This is a genomic window from Butyrivibrio sp. XBB1001 (assembly GCF_000424505.1).
Taxonomy (GTDB): Bacteria; Bacillota; Clostridia; order Lachnospirales; family Lachnospiraceae; genus Butyrivibrio.
The window spans coordinates 37,821-57,966 of the sequence record NZ_AUKA01000010.1 but is presented as its reverse complement, the minus strand read 5'-3'; the positions used below and the strand labels follow the sequence as shown (position 1 = coordinate 57,966).

Sequence of the window (20,146 nt, the reverse complement as noted above, 5' to 3'; positions counted from 1 at the left end):
TAAAGCAGTATGACTTTACGACCCGAACAAATATGAGGAAAAAGCAATTTACGAAGTAAATTAGCGGTTTCCGAATATTTGCAGAATTGCGAGAATAACGAAGTTATGGAGCAATTCGTATATCATATACATATGTGAACATAGGGTCGAAGGTCATTTGCTTTCATGCTTGCATGAAAAGCAGTATGACTTTACGACCCGAACAAATATGAGGAAAAAGCAATTTACGAAGTTATAGGTAAACTAATGGAAGAGCAAAATCAGGTTTCTAACAGATTAAATGATGGATTTGATGAGCTCACAGGGCTCCTAAACCTCAAGGGAATCCTGCGTCTTCTTACCGAGCACAAAAATATAAGCGGCAAAACCTATTCCGTTATCATCTATTTAAACGTCATGAACTTCAAAGCCTTTAACCAGCAATACGGCTTTGCTGGAGGAAATGAATTTCTAAAGGGCATGGCCCAGGAGATTCAGAAGGTTTTTGATAATGATCTGATCGCAAGAGTTGGCGGTGATCAGTTCATCATCCTCGCCCATTCCATGGAGGAAGAATCCTTACTAAAAAAGATAAAGCTAATCCAGGAAGCTTCTCACATTCATGAGAAGGGCCTTAAGATGCGTATAAAAGCAGGCATATATCTTTCAACAGGAGACGAGTCTGACCCGGTTGTTATGGTAGACAGGGCCAAGATAGCCTGCGATGACATTATCAGGTTATACGACAAAGACATCAATTTTTACGATGATAACCTTAAAAAGAAAAATGAACTAAGGCAATATGTAATAGATAACTTCGAAAATGCTTTTAAACAGAAGTATTTCAAGGTTTACTACCAAAAGGAAGTCCGCGCCCTTACTGGAAAGGTATGTGGATATGAAGCTCTGGCAAGATGGATAGATCCAAAGTATGGCATGATATCTCCTGCAATATTTGTGGAAGTATTGGAAGAAGTACATCTTGTCCACAAGCTTGATATGTACATCATAGAGGATGTATGTCGTGACCTGAAAAAAGACATAGAGTATAACATGGCTGTAGTGCCTGTTTCTGTTAACCTTTCAAGACTTGATTTTGAGATATGCGATATAAAAGCAGAGATAGATAAATGCCGGGAAAAGTATGGAATTCCAAATTACCTGCTTAATATAGAGATTACCGAGAGTGCCATCGCTTCTGGAGAAGATTTCCTGGGACAGCAGATAAAGAAATTCCGTGATGACGGCTACCAGGTTTGGATGGACGACTTTGGCGCAGGCTATAGCTCTTTAAACAACCTTAAGGTATACGATTTTGATGTCCTTAAGATTGATATGAACTTCTTAAGATCCTTTGAAAACAACAAGAAGTCAAAGGTTATCCTGGCAACAATAGTCAACATGGCCAAGGAGCTTGGAATGCACACTCTGGCAGAGGGCGTTGAAACTCAGGAACAGTACGATTTTCTTAAGAAGATAGGCTGTGAGAAGCTGCAGGGCTACCTTTTTGGCAAGCCTACCCCTTTGGATGAGTTCGTTAAGCCTGATGATTTTTCCTTCGAAAAGTGCGAAGATATCAGGTACAAAAAGTACTACCACGAAATTGGCGAAGTGAATTTGCTGGGAAGTGCACCTCTAAAAGCCAAGGATATGGAAGTGCGTAATGACGTACCGATTGCCATAATGGAGCTTAACGACGAAGACATGAAGTTTATATATGCAAACGAAGCATATATAGAGTTTCTTCACTCCGTCTCAATAAATGGATTTGAAGAAGCCAACAAAAGGACTAGCGGAGTCGAACTTGCTGAGACAAGAACAATGCGCAAAGCTTTTGTGAAAGCGGAAAGTAATCCAAATCACATCAGCGATGTAGATGTCATAATCAATGGAAATGTGGTTATAGCCAAGGTTAAATTAATTGTAAGAGAAGGAAACAAAGCTGCCTTTATTGTAGTTCCACGAAATCTTTCTGTTTCCGAGAACGAACAGAGGCTTGCTGACAACATCCACGTGGCTATGGCCCACGTTCTGGGACAGTATTTCAGAGTGGATCTCTTTGACGAGGATGGAACTGCGGATAACATTTTCTTAAATGGAGCTCAGCTTCCTGTTGCTGACGTTGAGCGGAATACTATCAAAGCTGTCAGTATGTACGCGGATCTGTATCTATATCCGGAAGAGCGCCAGAAATTCAAGGACTTCTATGATATGACAACGGTGAGAGACCGGGTAGATAAGTGTAAACGGGATTATCTTGTAGAATACTTCCATTCGGCAATTCCGGGAGATGAGGGCAGAATGCAGATGTACATGATACTTCCTTTCTATTATAATGACAGATGGAAGTATATCTCCTGCTGCAGATATGCTGACGAGATCAACGACGAGTTCAGGCAGCAAATTTTGCAAAAGAAAGACTAGAGAAATGTTAAGGTTTTGTTTTGGGGCATCTGGTGCGGGGAAGAGCACCACAGTATTTGGGGAGATCATAGATAGAAGCTTTCAGGAAAAAGATAGAGATTTTATCATCATAGTTCCTGATCAGTTTACAATGCAGACGCAGAAGGATGTAGTAAGGATGCACCCTTCCCACGCCATCATGAACATCGATGTACTGAGCTTTGGCAGACTTTCTCACAGAATATTTGAGGAAGTAGGCCTTAGCTCTTTTTCTGTGCTTGATGATGTGGGAAAGAGCCTTATCCTCCGCAGAGTATCAGATATTCTCGGGGACAAACTCCCAGTCATCGGCCCTAACATGCACAAACCGGGCTATATAGATGAAGTAAAGTCCACAATCTCAGAGTTTATGCAGTATGGCATCACAGACAAAGAGCTTTCTGTCCTTGAGGAAAAAAGCTCCATAAGAGGCGCACTAAACAGCAAAATAAAGGACCTGCGCCTTCTATACAGAGAATTCCACAATTATATCTCCGGAAAATATATAACTACAGAGGAAACCCTTGATATGCTCTGTAGCTCCATCCCAAAGTCAGAACTTTTAAAGGACAGCGTCATCGTCTTTGACGGCTTTACAGGCTTTACCCCAATTCAGTACAGAGTTATTGAAAAGCTCCTTTGGCAGGCAAAAGAGATAATTGTCACAGTTACAATTGATCCAAATGAGAATCCTTACGATCCTGCTTTCGAAGAGCAGGAACTCTTTATGCTGAGCAAAAAGACAGTAATGGACCTTGAAAGATTGGAGTACAAGATCCAGCAGGAGGAAATGAAGAGCGTTGGAAGCCTGCCTGATTTTAACACCTGGAGAACTTTAAGGGACAGGTCCGGGGATATCATAATAAAAGATCAGCATGTGAAAAGACTTGAAGGCAATCCGTCATTGTCATTTCTTGAGGAAAATCTTTTTAGATACAATGCCAAAAAATATGACAAGGAGCCGGAAGGCATTGAAATATATGAAGCTCAGACACCTGAGACAGAAGTGCGCCAGACTATGATCAAGATATCTGACGCCATCAGAAGCGGCAAATATGCTTACAGAGATATCGCCATAGTATGCGGCTCCCTTGAGGAATATAGCGAACTCCTGGCTAAATCTTCTGACAGATTCGGGATACCTGTATATATAGATCAGAATACATCCCTTATGTTGAATCCATTTATCGAGTACATTACAAGTGCCCTGGGAATCGTGATCTCAGGCTACAGGTATGAAGACGTATTCCACTATATGAGAAGTGGTATGACCTCATTTACCAGGCAGGATACTGATCTTCTGGACAATTATGTAAGAGCCCTTGGAATAAAGGGACAGAAACAGTGGGATGACAGATTCTCAAGGCGCATGCCTGCCCGCTTTAAAAAGAAAGTAAAAGAGGGAAGCCCTGAGGCAGAGCGCGATGTGGCTATCATGGCAAAACTTGAAGATATGAGAAGCCACATCAGCACCCAGCTTCAGCCACTTACCAAGGTTAAAAAGGCAACAGCAAAAGAGATTTCAGAAGCTCTTTTAACTGTTATCTCTGAAAATGCCTGCAGCGAAAAACTCCTTGCCTATAGAGATATGTTCCTTGAAAAGGGGGATACCAGAAAGGCCAAGGAATTTGAACAGGTTTACGACAAGGTAGTAAGACTCATAGAGCAGATAGGAGACCTTATTGGCTCAGATGAGATTACACTTTCAGAGTATAGAGACATCTTAAACGTTGGTTTTGGCGATATTGAGGTTGGAACAATCCCTCAGGATGTAGACAGGATCATAGTTGGAGACATGGAGAGAACAAGGCTTAAAGAAATAAAGCTGTTGTTCTTCCTGGGAGTTGTGGATGGCGCAATTCCCTCAAATGTAGGAGGCGGCGGAATAATCTCTGACATAGACAGGCAGTTTCTGGTGGACCTTGGAACAGGCGTTGAACTTGCCCCAACTCCAAGGCAGCAGATGTACATCCAGAGGCTCTACCTTTATATGAACATGACCAAGCCCACAGATAAGCTCTTTTTGTCATACTCTGAGCTTGGAAGCGACGGAAAATCCCACAGGCCAGCCTATTTGATCCCTAAGGTGTCCTATATGTTTCCGGAGCTAAAAATCCAAAGGCCGGAAGAGGGCTCTTTTGAAAGCCAGAACGTGGCAGCAGGGGATAGCCTTATAAACGCCTCAGACATGCTAAGACAGTACGCTTTGGGAGTCCTTCCTGATGAGGAAAAGAAAAATCTTTACGCCCTCATGCATGTTTTAAGAGACGTAGATGACACCAAGAACACCTACATAGAAAAGCTTATTGAGGCAGCCTTTAGGCACTACGAGAATAAGCCATTATCAAAAGCCCTCGCTCTTACGCTTTATGGTGCCAATCTTGAGAACAGTGTCAGTAGGCTTGAGCTTTTTGCTTCCTGCTGCTATGCACATTTTATCAAGTATGGCCTAAGGCTGGAGGAGAGGCAGGAGTACGACTTTGACGTTTCAGATCTTGGAAATGTATTCCATGAAGTTTTGGAGAAATATACCGCTAAAATCATGGAGAAGGACCTTGACTGGAGAAGTATTAATAGCCAGGAATCAGAGGAAATCCTAGATAAAGCTCTCGCAGAATGCGTGGAAAGCTACGGAGATACCATTCTTTTTAGCAATACCCGCAATCAGTTCATGATAGAAAGAATCCGCAGAATACTTCTTAGGACTGTTAGCGTTCTCAAGTACCAGATCAGCAAGGGCAGATTTAATCCGGCCTTCGTGGAAATGGACTTTAGAGAAGCCGGTAGCCTTGATGAGATCAACATTACTCTTTCTGAGGATGAGGAGAATCATATAAGGGAGCAGATGAATCTCCACGGCAGGATTGACAGGATAGATCTTTGTAGGGATGAGGACCATGTTTACGTCAAGGTAATAGATTTTAAGTCAGGCAAAAAGAAATTCAATGTGGCAGCTCTTTTCCATGGTCTTCAGCTTCAGCTTGTTATGTATATGGACGTCGCTGTGGCAGCCCAGAAAAAGTTATCTGGTGGAAAAGAGGTCATTCCGGCAGCAGTTCTTTATTACCATGTAGATGACCCTATGGTTGATGGAAAAGAGGGTATGGGCCCTGAGGAAATCAACGAGGCCATCAAGAACGAACTTAAAATGACAGGACTTGTAAGTGACAGCGATGATGTTATCCAGAGGCTTGATGAGGGACTTTCCTCAAAGTCTGACATAATTCCAGTGGCTTACACCAAGAGCGGGGGACTTACCGCTAATTCCTCCACTATATCAAGTGGAGATTACCAGCTGGTTTCAAGGTACGTAAATACCAAGATAAAAGAGTTTGGGCGCCGGATCTTAAATGGAGATATCGCAGTAAACCCATACGAATCTGGGGATAGAAATTCTTGTACTTTCTGCGAGTACAAGGGAATATGCGGCTATGACGAGAGGCTTTCAGGATACAAGACAAGAAAGCTCGACTTATCTGAGAAGGCTGGAGGCAGGGCTCTTGAGAATATCAGAGAGCTTTTTGAGGAAAAAACAAGTGACAGTGCAGAATGAAATAATTAAGGCGGATTTACCACAATGGGGATAAGTTTTACAGATGAACAACAATCAGTCATAGATGCAAGAGACTGTAACATATTGGTATCGGCAGCAGCGGGTTCAGGCAAGACCGCTGTTTTGGTAGAGCGCATAATCCAGATGGTGCTTGAAGGGTGCGATATCGACCACCTTCTGGTAGTTACCTTTACCAAGGCAGCAGCGTCCCAGATGAAGGAAAAGATAACAGCGGCTATACAGAAAAAGCTCATGGAAGAGCCAGATAATAAGCACCTTCAGAAACAGGAAACTCTTATCCACAATGCCCAGATAACAACAATTGACTCTTTTTGCCAATATGTTCTTAGAAATAACTTCAATGCAATAGGGGTCGACCCTTCCTTTAGAGTTGGAGATGACGGAGAACTAAGGCTCCTTCAGGAAGATGTGATGCAGGAAATGCTGGAAGAGGAGTATGCAAGGGCAAAAGAGGAAGGAGAAGGCAGCGACTTTCTCTTTTGCATGGACTACTTTAGTACCGGCAGCAACGACAAAAAGGTGGAAAGCTACATCTCATCTCTCTACAGATTTTCCATGAGTATGCCCTGGCCAGAGGATTGGATAAACGAAAGAGCAAGGGATTATCAGCTTGATGGAGCCTGTTTTGATGAGCTTGACTGGGTTATCGATTGCATAGACATGACCAGGACCAAGGTAAAAGAGATGGTGGAAAACCTCGAGGCTGCAGAGAAAATCTGCTGTGAGAGCGATGGACCATACATGTATGGAGATATGCTTGATGGGGAAAAAGCCAGTGTTGAAGCGGCTTTGAAGTATGATACCTACGACCAGCTATTTGACGGGCTTCGCATTGCCAGAAACAGCTTCGGAAGGCTTCCTTCCAAGAAGGATGATAGTGTAAATCCGGATAAAAGAGAGTACGTCAAGGACCTTCGCACCAGCGTCAAGGATGACCTGGGTAAGCTGGTAGAGACCTATTTTGCTCTTCCTTCAGAAACAATACTTGATCAGATGAAGCTTTGCGACAGAGCGGTAAAAGAGCTATGCCGTCTGACTATCAGGTACAAACAGCTCTTTGACGAGAAAAAGAGAGAGCGTCAGCTCATAGATTTTTCAGATATGGAGCATTTTGCCCTGCAGATACTGGTGGACCATCCGGCAGAGGAAGAAACTAAGGGCAAGTCCTGCCAGGAAATAATTGATATGTGCACGGCTTCTGCGGTAGCTCTTGAGTACAGGGACTACTACAAAGAAGTGCTGATCGATGAGTATCAGGATAGTAACAACGTTCAGGAACTTATCCTTAAATCTATTTCAGGCGAGACCCCTGATAAGTCTGAGCGATTCATGGTTGGCGATGTCAAGCAGAGTATCTACAAATTCCGTCTTGCAAGGCCTGAGATCTTCATGGAAAAGCTCTCTACCTATAGTAAAGATGCTGGGGTAAAAGACAGACGAATTGACCTTCACATGAACTTTAGAAGTAGGAAAGAAGTCCTTTTTGCCACCAACTATATCTTTGAGAAGATCATGGGCACTGACCTTGGAAGCGTAGATTACGACCAGGATGCAAGACTTGTTCCAGGCGCCAAATGCGAAGAGCCCGGATTTGATATAACTCCTGAACTTATAATGTTTGACAGCGCCAGTGACAATGACCTTCTTGCAGATTATGATCCCAAGGAAAAAGAAGCCCTTGTTATAGCAGAGCGCATACATAAGCTGATGAAAGAGGATTCTTCCATAAGATTCAAGGATATCGTCATACTCTTAAGATCTGTGTCTGGATGGGATGATACCTTCAAGAAAGTCTTGGAAGAACAGGGAATACCTGCTTATATTGAGTCAAAGAGCGGCTACTTTGATGCCTACGAGGTTTCAGTTCTACTGGATCTTCTTACAATTGTGGATAACCCAAGCCTTGATATCCCATTAGTTAGTGTAATGCACAGCCCTATTGGAGGCTTTGATGATCAGGAACTTGCACGGCTTCGTGTACTTGCAGATTCCGACGAAAGAGCCTGCTTAGAGGATTCTTTTTACTATGGGATAAAAGAGATAGTGGAAGCCGGAGAAGGAGAGAGCAGGGAGACACTTGCAGGAAGCGAAGAAGTGCTTGATAAAGCGGAAGACTTTATTGATTTTATTGAAGATTTAAGAACATTATCCGTATATACTCCTGTTCATGAGCTTCTTGAGTATATTATTGAAAAGACAGGTTTTGATAACTATTGTCTGGCAATGCCCTGTGGCAACCAGAGAAAGGCTAATATCGATCAACTTCTTGCAAGAGCCTTTTCTTTTGAAAAGACCAGCTTTAAGGGACTCTTTCACTTTGTAAGATACATTGAGCACATGCGCTTTGTGCAGGTAGATTATGGCGAAGCCGGAATAATAGATGAAAACGCTGACGTAGTCCGCATTATGAGTATTCATAAGAGTAAGGGTCTGGAGTTCCCGGTAGTCTTCGTATCGGGCCTTACCAAGAGTTTTAACCGCATGGATACTAAGGGTGATCTTATCGCAGATATGGATCTTGGAATTGGCGTTAAATGCATTGATCCGGATTTAAGAGTAAAGTACGACACTCTTAAGAGACTCATAATCGCAGACAAGATGACCTTAGATAGCCTTGGAGAGGAACTCAGGGTTTTATATGTAGCCCTGACAAGAGCCAAGGACAAGCTGATCCTAACGGCTTCTGTTAAAAATCTTTTTGATAAGATTGGAGGAGTAGTTAAGAAACTTCCTGTGCTTGCTGGAGATGACAGACTTCTTCCTTATTCTGTAAGGGCGGGAGCAGGCAGCTATTTTGACCTCATATTATCAGCACTTGTAAGGCATCCTTCCTTTGCTGATGCAGCGCAGAGGCTTGGCTTTGCTCCGCAGCAGTTTTCTGAATACATAGAAAAAAAAGGTGCAGACACAGCCTTTAACTTTATATTCTTAAATGATGAGGATATCATAGCGGATATCCTGACAAGTGATATGCTTGGCATTAATAGGCAAAAAGAGCTTGAGGATAATATCCTTAGCTTTGATGAGGAAATAGCTGACAGGCTAAAAGTGAAATTTGAATCTAAATATGCCTTTGAGAATCTGAAGGGCCTTTTTACAAAGACTACAGTTACGGAGCTTAAAAAGCATAAGCTGGAGGAGATGGGTGAGGCCTTTACAAATTCTGCAGCCTTTGTGGAAGAGGCGGAGGATGACGAGGTTGATTTTATTGAACACTTGAGAGACACAGAATTATCAGAAGATGCAGAAGTTTCAGTAAGTTCAAGAGAGACAGATAGGACGGAGAAAGATTCTGAGATTGCAGCAAAGGAGCTGTCGAAGAAAAAAGAAAAGAAGCTCACCGGCGCTGACAGAGGTACCGCCTACCATAGAATCATGGAGATTCTTGATAAGGACATCTACGGGGATGAAGATTTCATGGAACGTGCAAGAACTGACGCAGAGGGTGGCCAGAAGGTAACTGCCGTGGCCAAGCGCATCTACGCCTGGATGGGTCAGCAGGTTAAAAAAGGCATGATCCCAGAAGACTACCTATCCTGCGTATACAGCCCTGATATCGAAGCTTTTTTAAGGACCGACCTTGGGAAGCGTATGGGAGAAGCCTTTAGAAGGGGTGATCTATACAGAGAGAAACCTTTCATGATGGGGATTTCCGCAAAAGATCTAAACGAGAAGTATCCTGAGGATGAGATGGTGCTTATTCAGGGAATTATCGACGCCTGGTTTGTGGAAAATGGAGAGATAGTTCTTTTGGACTATAAGACAGACAGGGTAAAAGAAGCTGGAGAACTTGTGAGCAGATACAGCATTCAGCTTGATCTTTATAAGCAGGCTCTTGAGAGGACAACTAATATGAAGGTAAAAGAGGTACTTATATATTCCTTTGGGCTGGCTGAAGTGATTCCTCTGAATGTAATCTGATTTTGTAATAAAAATGTAATTTTTGCCAATTGAACATAGAATTCAAACAAATATTATTATAAGCCGCAAGAGATATTAATAATTAGTATCTTTTGCGGCTTTTGCTTTTTTGAAAATAGAATTAGTGCATAAAAGTGGTGGAAACTATGATGGATTTTTGAGGTAAAATTACGAAAATGTGTATCGTTTTATGGAAACGGAGAAAATATTAAGCAAAATGTTACAAAATTCGCAATAATAGTTAATAAAGGCGCAATTAATGAGAAGTCTATCCTATGTAGAATTGTTAGAATGAGGGTGCTCGAGCAGTTGCACAAATTGTATATGGAAAGGGGTCAAGTATGAAAAAGCGTATAGCGTTGGCACTATGTCTCATGCTGTTTGGGGGAGCAGTTATCGGAAATAGTGTGGATGTACAGGCGGCCTCTGTTGTAAATGGCAGCTATGTTAAGGCTGACAACGAGAATAACCCGCTTGTAACACAGAATTATGGCGCAGATCCTGGTGTACTTGTGTATAACGATACTGTTTACGTTTATACCACTAATGATACTCAGGAATTTGCAGGCAACAACGAGAACACCTACGGTAAGATCAACACATTGAACTGCTATTCATCCAAAGATATGGTCAACTGGACAGATCATGGCAGCTTCAAGATTGCAGGTAGCAGCGGAGCTGCTAGATGGGCTTCAAATTCGTGGGCTCCATGTCTTGCAACCAAAAAGATTAATGGAAAAGACAAGTTCTTCCTTTATTTTGCTAACAGCGGTGGCGGCATCGGCGTTTTGACAGCTGATTCACCTACAGGACCTTGGTCAGATCCTAACGGAAGAGCACTTGTAGATGGAAGAACACCAGGAGCAAGCGGAGTTGTTTGGATGTTTGACCCTGCTGTACTGGTAGATTCAGATGGAACTGGATATCTTTACTTTGGTGGCGGCGTTCCAAATGGACAGGCTGCACATCCAAAGACAGCAAGAGTTATAAAGCTTGGAAGCAACATGACTTCTGTTTCCGGCTCAGCTGTAACAATTGATGCTCCTTATCTTTTCGAAGATTCGGGAATCAATAAGATTGGAAATACATATTATTACTCATATTGCTCTAACTGGAACTGCGCAAATGGTTTCAACAATGCAGCAATCGAGTATATGACAAGCTCAAGCCCTATGGGACCTTTCACATATAAGGGCGAGATCATGAAGAACCCTGGAGTATTCTTCTCAGGTTCAACAGGCAACAACCACCACATGATCTTTGAATTCAAGGGCAGCTACTACATGGCTTATCATACAAGATCTGTAGAGTCTAAGGTTATCGGAAAGAGCCTTGGCTACAGAACAACTCAGATTGATAAGATCAATGTATCAGGCGGCAAGATCAGCGCACTTACACCTACAATGTCTGGTGTATCACAGCTTTCATATGTTAACCCTTATGAGGCAGTGCAGGCTGAGACAATGTTTACTCAGAGCGGTATTACTGTTTCTGGTAATGGCGATGGTGTAGCATGGGTTGGAAGTATTTCAAATGGCGATTACACAAAGGTTAAGGGAGTTAACTTCTCTAAGGGACTTGGCTCAATCACTGTTAATGTAAACAGCAGAGGATCAGGAACTGTTCAGGTTAGAGAAAATAGCCCTTCAGGAAACCTTCTTGGAACAATCAACCTTTCAAACACAAATGGCAAGAATGCAGACTTTACTGGCACAATGAAGAATGTATCAGGTGTCAAGAACATCTGCTTCGTATTCAATGGAAACTTTGAGTTCGATTACTGGAAAGCATCTGCAACTGGTGAAGCTGCAGGCGGCAACGAAGGCGGCAATCAGGGTGGCAACCAGGGTGGAAACGAAGCTTCTCAGAACGTTAGCAAGGTTGAGTGCGAATCAATGACAAGATCTGGCCAGTATGCAGGTCTTATCAGCAGCCCATTTGATGGTGTAGCTCTTTATGCTAACGGTGATACTGTAAGCTTTGATCAGTACTTTGCTTATGGAACACATGACGTAACTCTTCGTGCTTGCTCTAATAACAGCACAATGGCCAAGGTAGTTCTTAAGATTGGCGGAGAAGAGAAGGGAACCTTCTATTATGGCGATGAGTATCCTGCAGAGTTTACTCTTAAGGACGTAACTCATGGCACAGGAGTTCAGAACGTAGAACTTACAATTACATCTGATGATGGAACATGGGATGCATATCTTGATTACCTTTCATGGGGCCAGGGATCAGGCTCATCTGAGAGTGGCAACCAGGGTGGAAACCAGGGCGGCAACCAGGGCAACACAGGAAATCAGGGACAGGTTGTAGAAGCTAACCTTCGCAACACCTATGGTGTTCAGTACGGCTACTCAGGAACATGTATCAATCTCTATCAGCTTAGAGATGCAAGCCAGCTTGCATTCCTTAAGACACACTACAACTCAATCACACTTGAGAATGAGATGAAGCCAGATGCTCTTCTTGGCGGCAGTGCAAGACTTATCTCTGTAAACGATGCTAAGAGCAGAGGCTACTACATTCCAGATGGATATAGCGAGCAGTACGTTCCTCAGATTAACTTCAATACAGTTGATGAAGTTATGAAGATCTGCTATCAGAACGGCCTTAAGATGAGAGCACATACACTTATATGGCATTCACAGACTCCATCATGGTTCTTTAGAAATGGCTATTCAGGAAATGGCGGATTTGTAAATCAGTCCACAATGGACAAGCGTCTTGAGATGTATGTAAAGACAGTTATGAACCATGTATATAACAGCCAGTATGGATCAGTTGTATATGCATGGGATGTTGCCAACGAAGTTATCCACGCTAACAACTCAGGTTGGGAAGCAATCTATGGCAACAACAGAACAAATGCTCCATATGTAAAGAAGGCATTTAACTACGCTTATGAGACTCTTGAGTACTTCAAGCTCACAGATTCAGTTAAGCTCTTCTACAACGATTACAACACATACATGGAAGTTAACAACGTTATCAAGCTTGTTAACTACATTAACCAGGGCAAGAAGGTTTGTGCAGGTGTTGGTATGCAGTCTCACCTTGGAACCGGATTCCCTTCAGTTGATTACTACACAACAGCACTTAAGTCATTTGTAAATGCAGGATTTGAAGTTCAGATCACAGAGATGGATATCACCAACAAGGGTGATTCAGATATGGCTACCTATGCATATAATCTCTTTAAGAACATCAACAATGTAAAGAAGAGCGGCGGTAAGATCACAAGTATTACCTGGTGGGGACTTTCAGATCAGACAACATGGATCAGCAACTCTGCTCCACTTCTCTTCTCAAGACCAGGAAGTCCAAAGCAGGCTTACAATAAGGTAATCCAGGCTTACACAGAAACCTTTGGACAGCCTACAGCAGGCGGCGGATCAAGCACACCTGAGATCAATCCTAATCCAGATCCTACACCTACACCTTCACCAGTTGTAAATGAGAACGCTACTGCAAATATCGCAGATGGCTGGTACTACATCAAGAATCCAGCTTCTCAGAAGTACCTTACAGTTGAGGGCAACAAGGCTGATGGTTGGAATAGCGTAGTTATCAGCACAGGAACAGGTGTTGATGGTCAGAAGTGGTATGTGACAAATAAGGGTGATGGTTACATCACACTCACAAGTGCTCTTGGAAATATCATGCTTGATGTAGCTAACGGCGAAGATGTTGACGAAGCTAATATCGGAACATATCAGGGATATGGCGGAGATGCTCAGCAGTTCATCGTTAAGACAACTTCAACAAGCGGCGTATACACTATTGGTACAAAGTGCTCAAATGCCAGCAAGTATCTTGATATCTATGAGAAGAAGACAGCTGATGGCACAAATGTAGTACAGTGGACTTACAATGGCGGCGCTAACCAGCAGTGGCAGTTTGAAAAGACTGATGCTGGATCACAGCAGGGCGGTGGCTCATCAGAAGGCGGCCAGGGCCAGCAGGAAGATCCTAATCAGGGTCAGACAGATCCAGAACCACAGCCAGAACCAACTCCTGTTGCTTCAGGACTTGAGCTTGAATACTCTATCAACAGCTGGGGGTCAGGATATCAGGTAGCTTACAAGATCGTTAACAGCACAGGAAGTGATGTTAATAGCTGGACACTTAAGGTCAACAAGAATCAGATCAACATCGATTCTTCATGGAACGTAAATGTTAAGACTGATGGTGACTACTATGTGATCACACCAGTTGACTGGAACGCTCATATCGCAAACGGATCAAGCGTAGAATTCGGTTCTATCGGCGTTGGCCAGGTAGGAAGTTCTTTTGAATATTCTTTAAACTGATAAGTTTGCAGATAGTAATTACAGACTAAATAATGGGAGCCGGTGCAGTAATTCTGCGCCGGTTCTTTTTATGATGAAATTTCTCCGAAATCATATCATAAAAAACGCTCCGCTTGATTAAGTGATGCAAAGAACTAGAATTATTGATTTGTGCATTACTCGAGCTTTAGGGAATGATGCAAGAGTGGTGATTTAACTTGTTTTGCATTATTAGGTCAAGTATAAGTGATGCAAAGAACTAGAATTATTGATCTGTGCATTACTCAAGCGCTAGAGAATGATGCAAGAGTGGTGATTTAACTTGTTTTGCATTATTAGGTCAAGTATAAGTGATGCAAAGAACTAGAATTATTGATCTGTGCATTACTCAAGCGCTAGAGAATGATGCAAGAGTAGTGAATTAGCTTATTTTGCATTACTAGGTCAAGGTTAGGTGATGCAAAGAATTGGAATTATTGATTTGTGCATCAGTCACATCAATAGCGGCGCGCTTTTCGCCGACTTCAGTTCAAATATCATGGGCCCCTGACAGAAGCATGAATGATATTAAATAAAACTAAAATAATGACTTCCAAGATATGCTATAATGAACTGACTTCAAAAACGGTCTTTTCTAAGGAGGAATTATAATGGCACAGAACCCAGTAGTTACATTTACAATGGAAAACGGCGATGTTATAAAGGCTGAGCTTTATCCAGAAATCGCGCCAAACACAGTTAATAACTTTATTTCACTTATCAACAAGAATTTCTATGATGGACTTATTTTCCACAGAGTTATCAGAGGTTTTATGCTCCAGGGCGGAGATCCAGAAGGCACAGGAATGGGCGGCCCAGGCTACGAGATCAAGGGTGAGTTTTCATCAAATGGCTTCAAGAATGACCTCATGCACACTGAGGGAGTTCTTTCTATGGCTAGAACCAACATCCCTGATTCAGCAGGCTCTCAGTTCTTTATCATGCACAAAAAGGCTCCTCATCTCGATGGAGATTACGCAGCCTTTGGTAAAGTTATAGAGGGTATGGAAGTTGTAAACAAGATTGCAGAGACAGACACTGACTGGAGTGACCGTCCTGTAAATGATCAGGTTATGAAAACAGTTACTGTAGAAACCTTTGGTGTTTCTTATCCAGAACCTGAAAAGGTTTGATCAGCAGGCAACTTTGATAACGCTGCTCCTGGGGATAATATAAGGTTCTAAAGTCTCAGGGTCTGTGATTATAGAACAGTCCAGACCGTATATCTTTTTCATGAGATCCTGAGTGATAATATCCCTTGGAGCACCTTCTGCTATGAGTTTTCCGTCCTTCATGGCAAAAATGTGATCTGCATATCTGATAGACAGGTTGATATCATGCAAGATAGCAACAATCGTCGTTTTCTTTATCTGATTAAGTCTCTCAAGACAATCAAGAATTTCCACCTGATAAGCGATATCAAGATAAGTTGTAGGCTCATCAAGAAGCAGTATATCTGTATCCTGAGCAAGTACCAGCGCGATCCATACTCTCTGGCGCTGTCCTCCTGAAAGAGATTCAACAGGCTTATCTGCAAGGTCTAAAATTCCCATGGCTTCCATGGCCGCTGATATGGCACTGTAGTCAGCTTTTGTAAGCTGGCCTAAAAAGTTCTGATATGGAAAGCGCCCTCTTGAAACAAGGTCAGCCACAGTAATGCTGCCTGGAACAAGTGGTGACTGAGGGAGAAGTCCGATCTGACGGGCAAGGCAGAGAGTAGGGATCTCATAAATTGACTTGCCATCCAGCATAATGTTTCCCTTCTGGGGCTTTAGGAGTCTTGCAAAGCTCTTTAAAAGAGTTGACTTTCCACATCCGTTGGGGCCTATGATAACGCTAAACTTTCCCTCTGGAATTGAAATATCAAGGTCATTTATTATTGTTCTGTCTTCGTAACCGACAGATATATTTTCAGCAGAAAAATTCATTATATCTTTTCTCCCTTCTTGTTAAGGCGCAGCAGGAGCAGCAGCAAATACGGTGCTCCGAGGATTCCTGTGACAACTCCTACCGGGTACTTGGTTGAAAATAGGTTCTTGGAAGCAAGCTCTGCAGCATATACAAGGATTGTTCCAATAAAACCTGCAACTATCAGGGCATTCTTGCCATTTCTGGTAAGCCTTACTGCAATTGGGCCAGACAAAAAAGCTATGGACGCGATAGGCCCTGTTGCTGCGGTTGCGACAGCGGTTAGGAAAAGAGCACATACCATGCAGCAGATCCTGACAAGATTTAAAGGAGCGCCAAGAGCTGTAGCATATTCATCCCCAAGCTGCATGATCCTGAGGTATCTGTTACAGATAATAAGTAGTCCTCCGCAGATAATGGTAGTCACAAGGATCATTGGAATGTCTGAAACTGTAACAGAGTTAAGACTTCCTCTTAGCCATCTGAGTGCTGTTCCAACATCATATTCTGAACCAACAAGCAGCATCCAGGAAATGAGTGCATTTAAAGCCGCCTGCATTCCTATACCTATGAGAATCATCTTGGTTCCAAAGGCATTACCTCTACCTGAGAGCACAAATATCATTGCTGTGATCAAAAGACCTGCCGCTATTGAAAAGACTGATACGAAAGGCCCGCTGATACCAAGGATCAGAATGCAAAAGACAGCAGCCGCAGAGGAACCTGATGTAACTCCTATAATGTCTGGACTTGCCAGAGGGTTCCTAAGAAGGCTCTGAAAGGTATGACCTGCAATTCCAAAAGAAAAACCGGCAAGGCCTCCAACTATCAGCTTGGGTAGCCTTAAGGTCTTTATGGTGTAGGCCGCACCAGATGTGTCCTTACTGCCAAGAACCTTTATCACCTCTAAGAGGGAGTAGTTTGTGTTTCCAAGAGTCATCATAAGGATTCCTAGAACTACTATGACAAGTAGCAGAACTCCTGCACAAAAAAGGTTCTGGTAGTATGATTTCTTATATATTTTCTTGATATATCTTTCTGTATTGTTCATTTGATAGTATTTCTCACATACTCTTTGCTTTACTTTTCCACACGATCCAGATAAATACTGGCGCTCCTAAAATAGCAGTTATAATTCCAACTTCCAGTTCCCCAGGGCGTCCAAGGACTCTTCCCAAAACGTCAGAAATGACAAGCAGTCCTGCACCGCCAAGGGCTGAAAAGGGGATTATGAGCCTCATGTCGTTATCAAGGAGCTGCCTTATAAGGTGGGGGAGCATCAGGCCCACAAAGCCGATAGGACCTGCAATTGCTGTGATCACGGCACAGAGCATAACTCCGGCTAGTGCAGAAAAAGCCCTGACTAAGCCTACCTTGACGCCAAGGGATACAGCCATTTCATCTCCAAGAGCCATTGCATTTAGGGGAGATGCCATGATAAAAGACATACCTATTCCCACAATGACAAATGGCACCACAAGCTTTATGTCACTCCAGGTAGCACCGCCGATACTTCCAACCTGCCAGAAACGAAATTCCTTCATGACCTGTGAGTCTGGGAGCATTATAGTGTTGACCAGGGCTCCAAGGGCAGTGCTGACGGCAGCTCCCGACAAGGCAAGCTTAAGGGAACTTGCACCACCAAATCCGTAGGAAGCTATTCCATAGACGAACAGGGCGGTCAGTATGGCTCCTGCAAAAGAAAGACCGATAAGGCCAAGGCCTGATGAAATATTAAGGTAAGCAATTCCAATAACAACCATAAGAGAAGCCCCTGTGTTTACTCCAAGAATACTTGGATCAGCAACAGGATTTCTTGTGATGGCCTGCATAAGTGCTCCTGATATTCCAAGGGCAGAACCTGCAAGAATGCCAAAGACAGTCCTTGGTATCCTGGCGTATATAACTGCCGCCTCAAAAGAGTCACTGCTTTTTCCAATGGTTAAAAGGTAATGCGCCACATCTTTTAGCGGAATATTCTTACTGCCATAAGCAATAGAGAATAGAACGCTCAGTATGACAATGATTAGTTCTATGACTAAAAATATTAAGATTTTTGATTTACTGTATCTTTTCTGCTGCATCATTTAACGCTTTCAGATAATCATCAATGCAATAAGGTATGGAAAGAATAGTTGGTGTGCTTGCTGCTGCAAGAACATCATTTGAATCAAGTAATACGAAGGCTCCGTTGTTAACTGCAGGAATCTTTGAGAATCTTCCATCATTCTGCATTGCAGTTATAAGTGACTCCTGGCCATAGGTAATGATGATATCCACATCATCTAAAAGGTCTGCGTTCTCAGCACTTACTGTTACATAGAAAGCATCCTCATCCTCTATGAGATTAAGTACGCTTTCAGGTGTCTCAAGACCGAGATCTCCAAGGAAAGCAGCTCTTGGATCATTGTTTGTATAAATATAGAAAGAACCAAGGTCATCCTCGCTAAGCCAGAAGAATCCAACCTTCTTGCCTGCAAGATCAGGGTAAGCGCTTAGCTTTTCCTGGATAAGCTTTTCTGTATTTTCAACAAGAGCTTTTCCTTCTGCTTCAAGGCCAAGGGCAGCAGCGTCATTAACTGTCTCTTCCTGCCATGTTGTAGCCCAGGCAACACTAGGATATGCAACTACTGGAGCAATCTCAGAGAGTCTGTCGTAATCTTCCTGGCTAAGTCCTGAATAAGCTGCAAGGATAACATCAGGATTGCAATCTGCAATAGCTTCGTAGTCCCATCCATCTGTATCATCAAATACATTAGGATTCTCTACTCCAAGATCAGCAAAGCCCTTGGCTGTCCATGCCAGAAGTCCGTTCTCGTCAACTGGTCCAAAGTTTGCCTCTGATACACCAGCAGGAACAATTCCAAGTGCTAGAGGCACATCAGGATTACCCCAGGCAATTGCTACCACATTCTCTGGCTTGTCCTCAATTGTTACTGAGCCAAGAGCATGCTCAATAGTTAAGGGAAAAGAAACATCGGCGGTATCACTATTTGTAGCTTCTGAGTTAGTAACCTCAGCTGATGCGTTCTCTGAAGAGATTGATGCCTCATCTATGTTTTCTACAGTGGAAGAAGATGCTCCACATGCTGTAACGCTTGCTGTCATTACAAGCGCTGTAAGTACTGATAAAATTTTTCTTTTCATGTCATTCCTCCTTTATTAACTTGTTAGCAAAAACTAACAAGGATTGTTACATACGGCTAACAAAATGTCAAGGATTTTATGAAAGATAATCGTATAAAATTGATTTGCTAATGCCTGCCATAGTAAACTGCCAGAAAAATTTTAGTTTCCGTAGTGCACAATTCTTCTTGGTAAATTGCTCCCTAATCCCATGAATCCTGGAAGGCTTTTTGTTTCATTTTTTCCTGCCATAAGTGAATTTTTGTTTTTTTAAATTATCTATTTACAAGTAAAAAAGTATTTGATATATTGTCCCCCATCGGAAACAGTTAATAATTTTTTTAGAATTTGTTTAGACGGAGATAATATTTATGAAAAACATTAAACTTCTTGTTGCATCAGTATTTATAGGAAGCTTCTTACTTACAGGTTGTGGAAGTAATTTTGTAGAGGCTCAGATTGAGCTTGAGACAGAGAATGAGTTCGTTGTTGAATTTAACGATGAGAATGTTGATATCAGCAGCGCTGTAGCTTCAGTAGAAAGCGTTTCAGACGCAAGCTATAAGGCACGCCCTTACGAAGGCTTCTTCATATTCACAGTTGAGGACGGCTCATATGAGCAGCTTGAGACTATCTGCTCAAACCTTGAACAGCTCCCAGAAGTAAAGGGCGCTCACACAAAGTGGGATAAATAAGTAAAAAGAATTCACGGAAAGAATAAAAGGACTCCATCAGGATGCTTGAAACATCTTGGTGGAGTCTTTTTCGATTCCATTTTAGCGGTATAATAAAAAATTGCATTTATGATGTGACTTTTTTAATCATTTCTTGGCTATATAGGTGTAAGGCGCTTACAAAAACCAAG

General features: G+C 42.5%; 10 protein-coding genes. 6 read left to right on the top strand and 4 right to left on the bottom strand.

Annotated features, from left to right (window positions below):
* Nucleotides 1–246: 246 nt before the first annotated feature.
* The 5 genes from G631_RS18835 (at nucleotide 247) to G631_RS0110160 (ending at nucleotide 15,380) form a co-directional block, all read left to right on the top strand.
* Nucleotides 247–2,403, top strand: coding sequence for a bifunctional diguanylate cyclase/phosphodiesterase (locus tag G631_RS18835; protein ID WP_051197125.1), 2,157 nt, complete (start codon nucleotides 247–249; stop codon nucleotides 2,401–2,403).
* A gap of 4 nt (nucleotides 2,404–2,407) precedes the next feature.
* Complete coding sequence (locus G631_RS0110180) at nucleotides 2,408–5,974, top strand: PD-(D/E)XK nuclease family protein (protein WP_026489351.1); 3,567 nt, start codon at nucleotides 2,408–2,410, stop codon at nucleotides 5,972–5,974.
* 24 nt (nucleotides 5,975–5,998) lie between these two features.
* Complete coding sequence (addA, locus tag G631_RS0110175; protein WP_026489350.1) at nucleotides 5,999–9,916, top strand: helicase-exonuclease AddAB subunit AddA; 3,918 nt, start codon at nucleotides 5,999–6,001, stop codon at nucleotides 9,914–9,916.
* A 341-nt stretch (nucleotides 9,917–10,257) separates the two neighbouring features.
* On the top strand, nucleotides 10,258–14,229 hold the full coding sequence (locus G631_RS21380) for an endo-1,4-beta-xylanase (RefSeq protein ID WP_242829091.1): 3,972 nt from the start codon (nucleotides 10,258–10,260) through the stop codon (nucleotides 14,227–14,229).
* A 629-nt stretch (nucleotides 14,230–14,858) separates the two neighbouring features.
* A complete protein-coding gene (locus G631_RS0110160) occupies nucleotides 14,859–15,380 on the top strand; it encodes a peptidylprolyl isomerase (RefSeq protein ID WP_026489349.1) in 522 nt (173 codons plus the stop codon).
* Here the strand turns inward: G631_RS0110160 and G631_RS0110155 are convergent, their stop codons facing one another.
* The 4 genes from G631_RS0110155 to G631_RS0110140 are packed head-to-tail and all read right to left on the bottom strand — an operon-like array spanning nucleotide 15,381 to nucleotide 19,302.
* Nucleotides 15,381–16,175: an ABC transporter ATP-binding protein gene (locus tag G631_RS0110155; RefSeq protein ID WP_026489348.1), complete on the bottom strand. Its 795-nt coding sequence runs from the start codon at nucleotides 16,173–16,175 to the stop codon at nucleotides 15,381–15,383.
* Nucleotides 16,175–17,206 carry a FecCD family ABC transporter permease gene (locus tag G631_RS0110150; protein ID WP_026489347.1) on the bottom strand — a complete coding sequence of 344 codons (1,032 nt, stop codon included), beginning with the start codon at nucleotides 17,204–17,206 and terminating at the stop codon, nucleotides 16,175–16,177. Before G631_RS0110150 ends, G631_RS0110155 begins: the two co-directional genes overlap by 1 nt.
* A gap of 13 nt (nucleotides 17,207–17,219) precedes the next feature.
* Nucleotides 17,220–18,242 (bottom strand): FecCD family ABC transporter permease, encoded by a 1,023-nt coding sequence (locus G631_RS0110145; RefSeq protein WP_026489346.1) that lies wholly within the window; start codon nucleotides 18,240–18,242, stop codon nucleotides 17,220–17,222.
* Nucleotides 18,217–19,302 (bottom strand): ABC transporter substrate-binding protein, encoded by a 1,086-nt coding sequence (locus G631_RS0110140; RefSeq protein ID WP_026489345.1) that lies wholly within the window; start codon nucleotides 19,300–19,302, stop codon nucleotides 18,217–18,219. The genes G631_RS0110145 and G631_RS0110140 overlap by 26 nt, the downstream gene beginning before the upstream one ends.
* 350 nt (nucleotides 19,303–19,652) lie before the next feature.
* On the opposite strand from G631_RS0110140, the gene G631_RS0110135 reads away from it, so the two are divergent.
* Nucleotides 19,653–19,976, top strand: coding sequence for a hypothetical protein (locus G631_RS0110135; RefSeq protein WP_026489344.1), 324 nt, complete (start codon nucleotides 19,653–19,655; stop codon nucleotides 19,974–19,976).
* The last annotated feature ends 170 nt before the right edge of the window (nucleotides 19,977–20,146 follow it).

Bases quoted from the DNA above. Each gene is read 5' to 3' on its own strand.
- G631_RS0110150 (WP_026489347.1), bottom strand. From the start codon at position 17,206: ATGAACAATACAGAAAGATATATCAAGAAAATATATAAGAAATCATAC.
- G631_RS0110155 (WP_026489348.1), bottom strand. From the start codon at position 16,175: ATGAATTTTTCTGCTGAAAATATATCTGTCGGTTACGAAGACAGAACA.
- G631_RS0110160 (WP_026489349.1), top strand. From the start codon at position 14,859: ATGGCACAGAACCCAGTAGTTACATTTACAATGGAAAACGGCGATGTT.
- G631_RS21380 (WP_242829091.1), top strand. From the start codon at position 10,258: ATGAAAAAGCGTATAGCGTTGGCACTATGTCTCATGCTGTTTGGGGGA.
- G631_RS0110140 (WP_026489345.1), bottom strand. From the start codon at position 19,302: ATGAAAAGAAAAATTTTATCAGTACTTACAGCGCTTGTAATGACAGCA.
- addA (WP_026489350.1), top strand. From the start codon at position 5,999: ATGGGGATAAGTTTTACAGATGAACAACAATCAGTCATAGATGCAAGA.
- G631_RS0110180 (WP_026489351.1), top strand. From the start codon at position 2,408: ATGTTAAGGTTTTGTTTTGGGGCATCTGGTGCGGGGAAGAGCACCACA.
- G631_RS18835 (WP_051197125.1), top strand. From the start codon at position 247: ATGGAAGAGCAAAATCAGGTTTCTAACAGATTAAATGATGGATTTGAT.
- G631_RS0110135 (WP_026489344.1), top strand. From the start codon at position 19,653: ATGAAAAACATTAAACTTCTTGTTGCATCAGTATTTATAGGAAGCTTC.
- G631_RS0110145 (WP_026489346.1), bottom strand. From the start codon at position 18,242: ATGATGCAGCAGAAAAGATACAGTAAATCAAAAATCTTAATATTTTTA.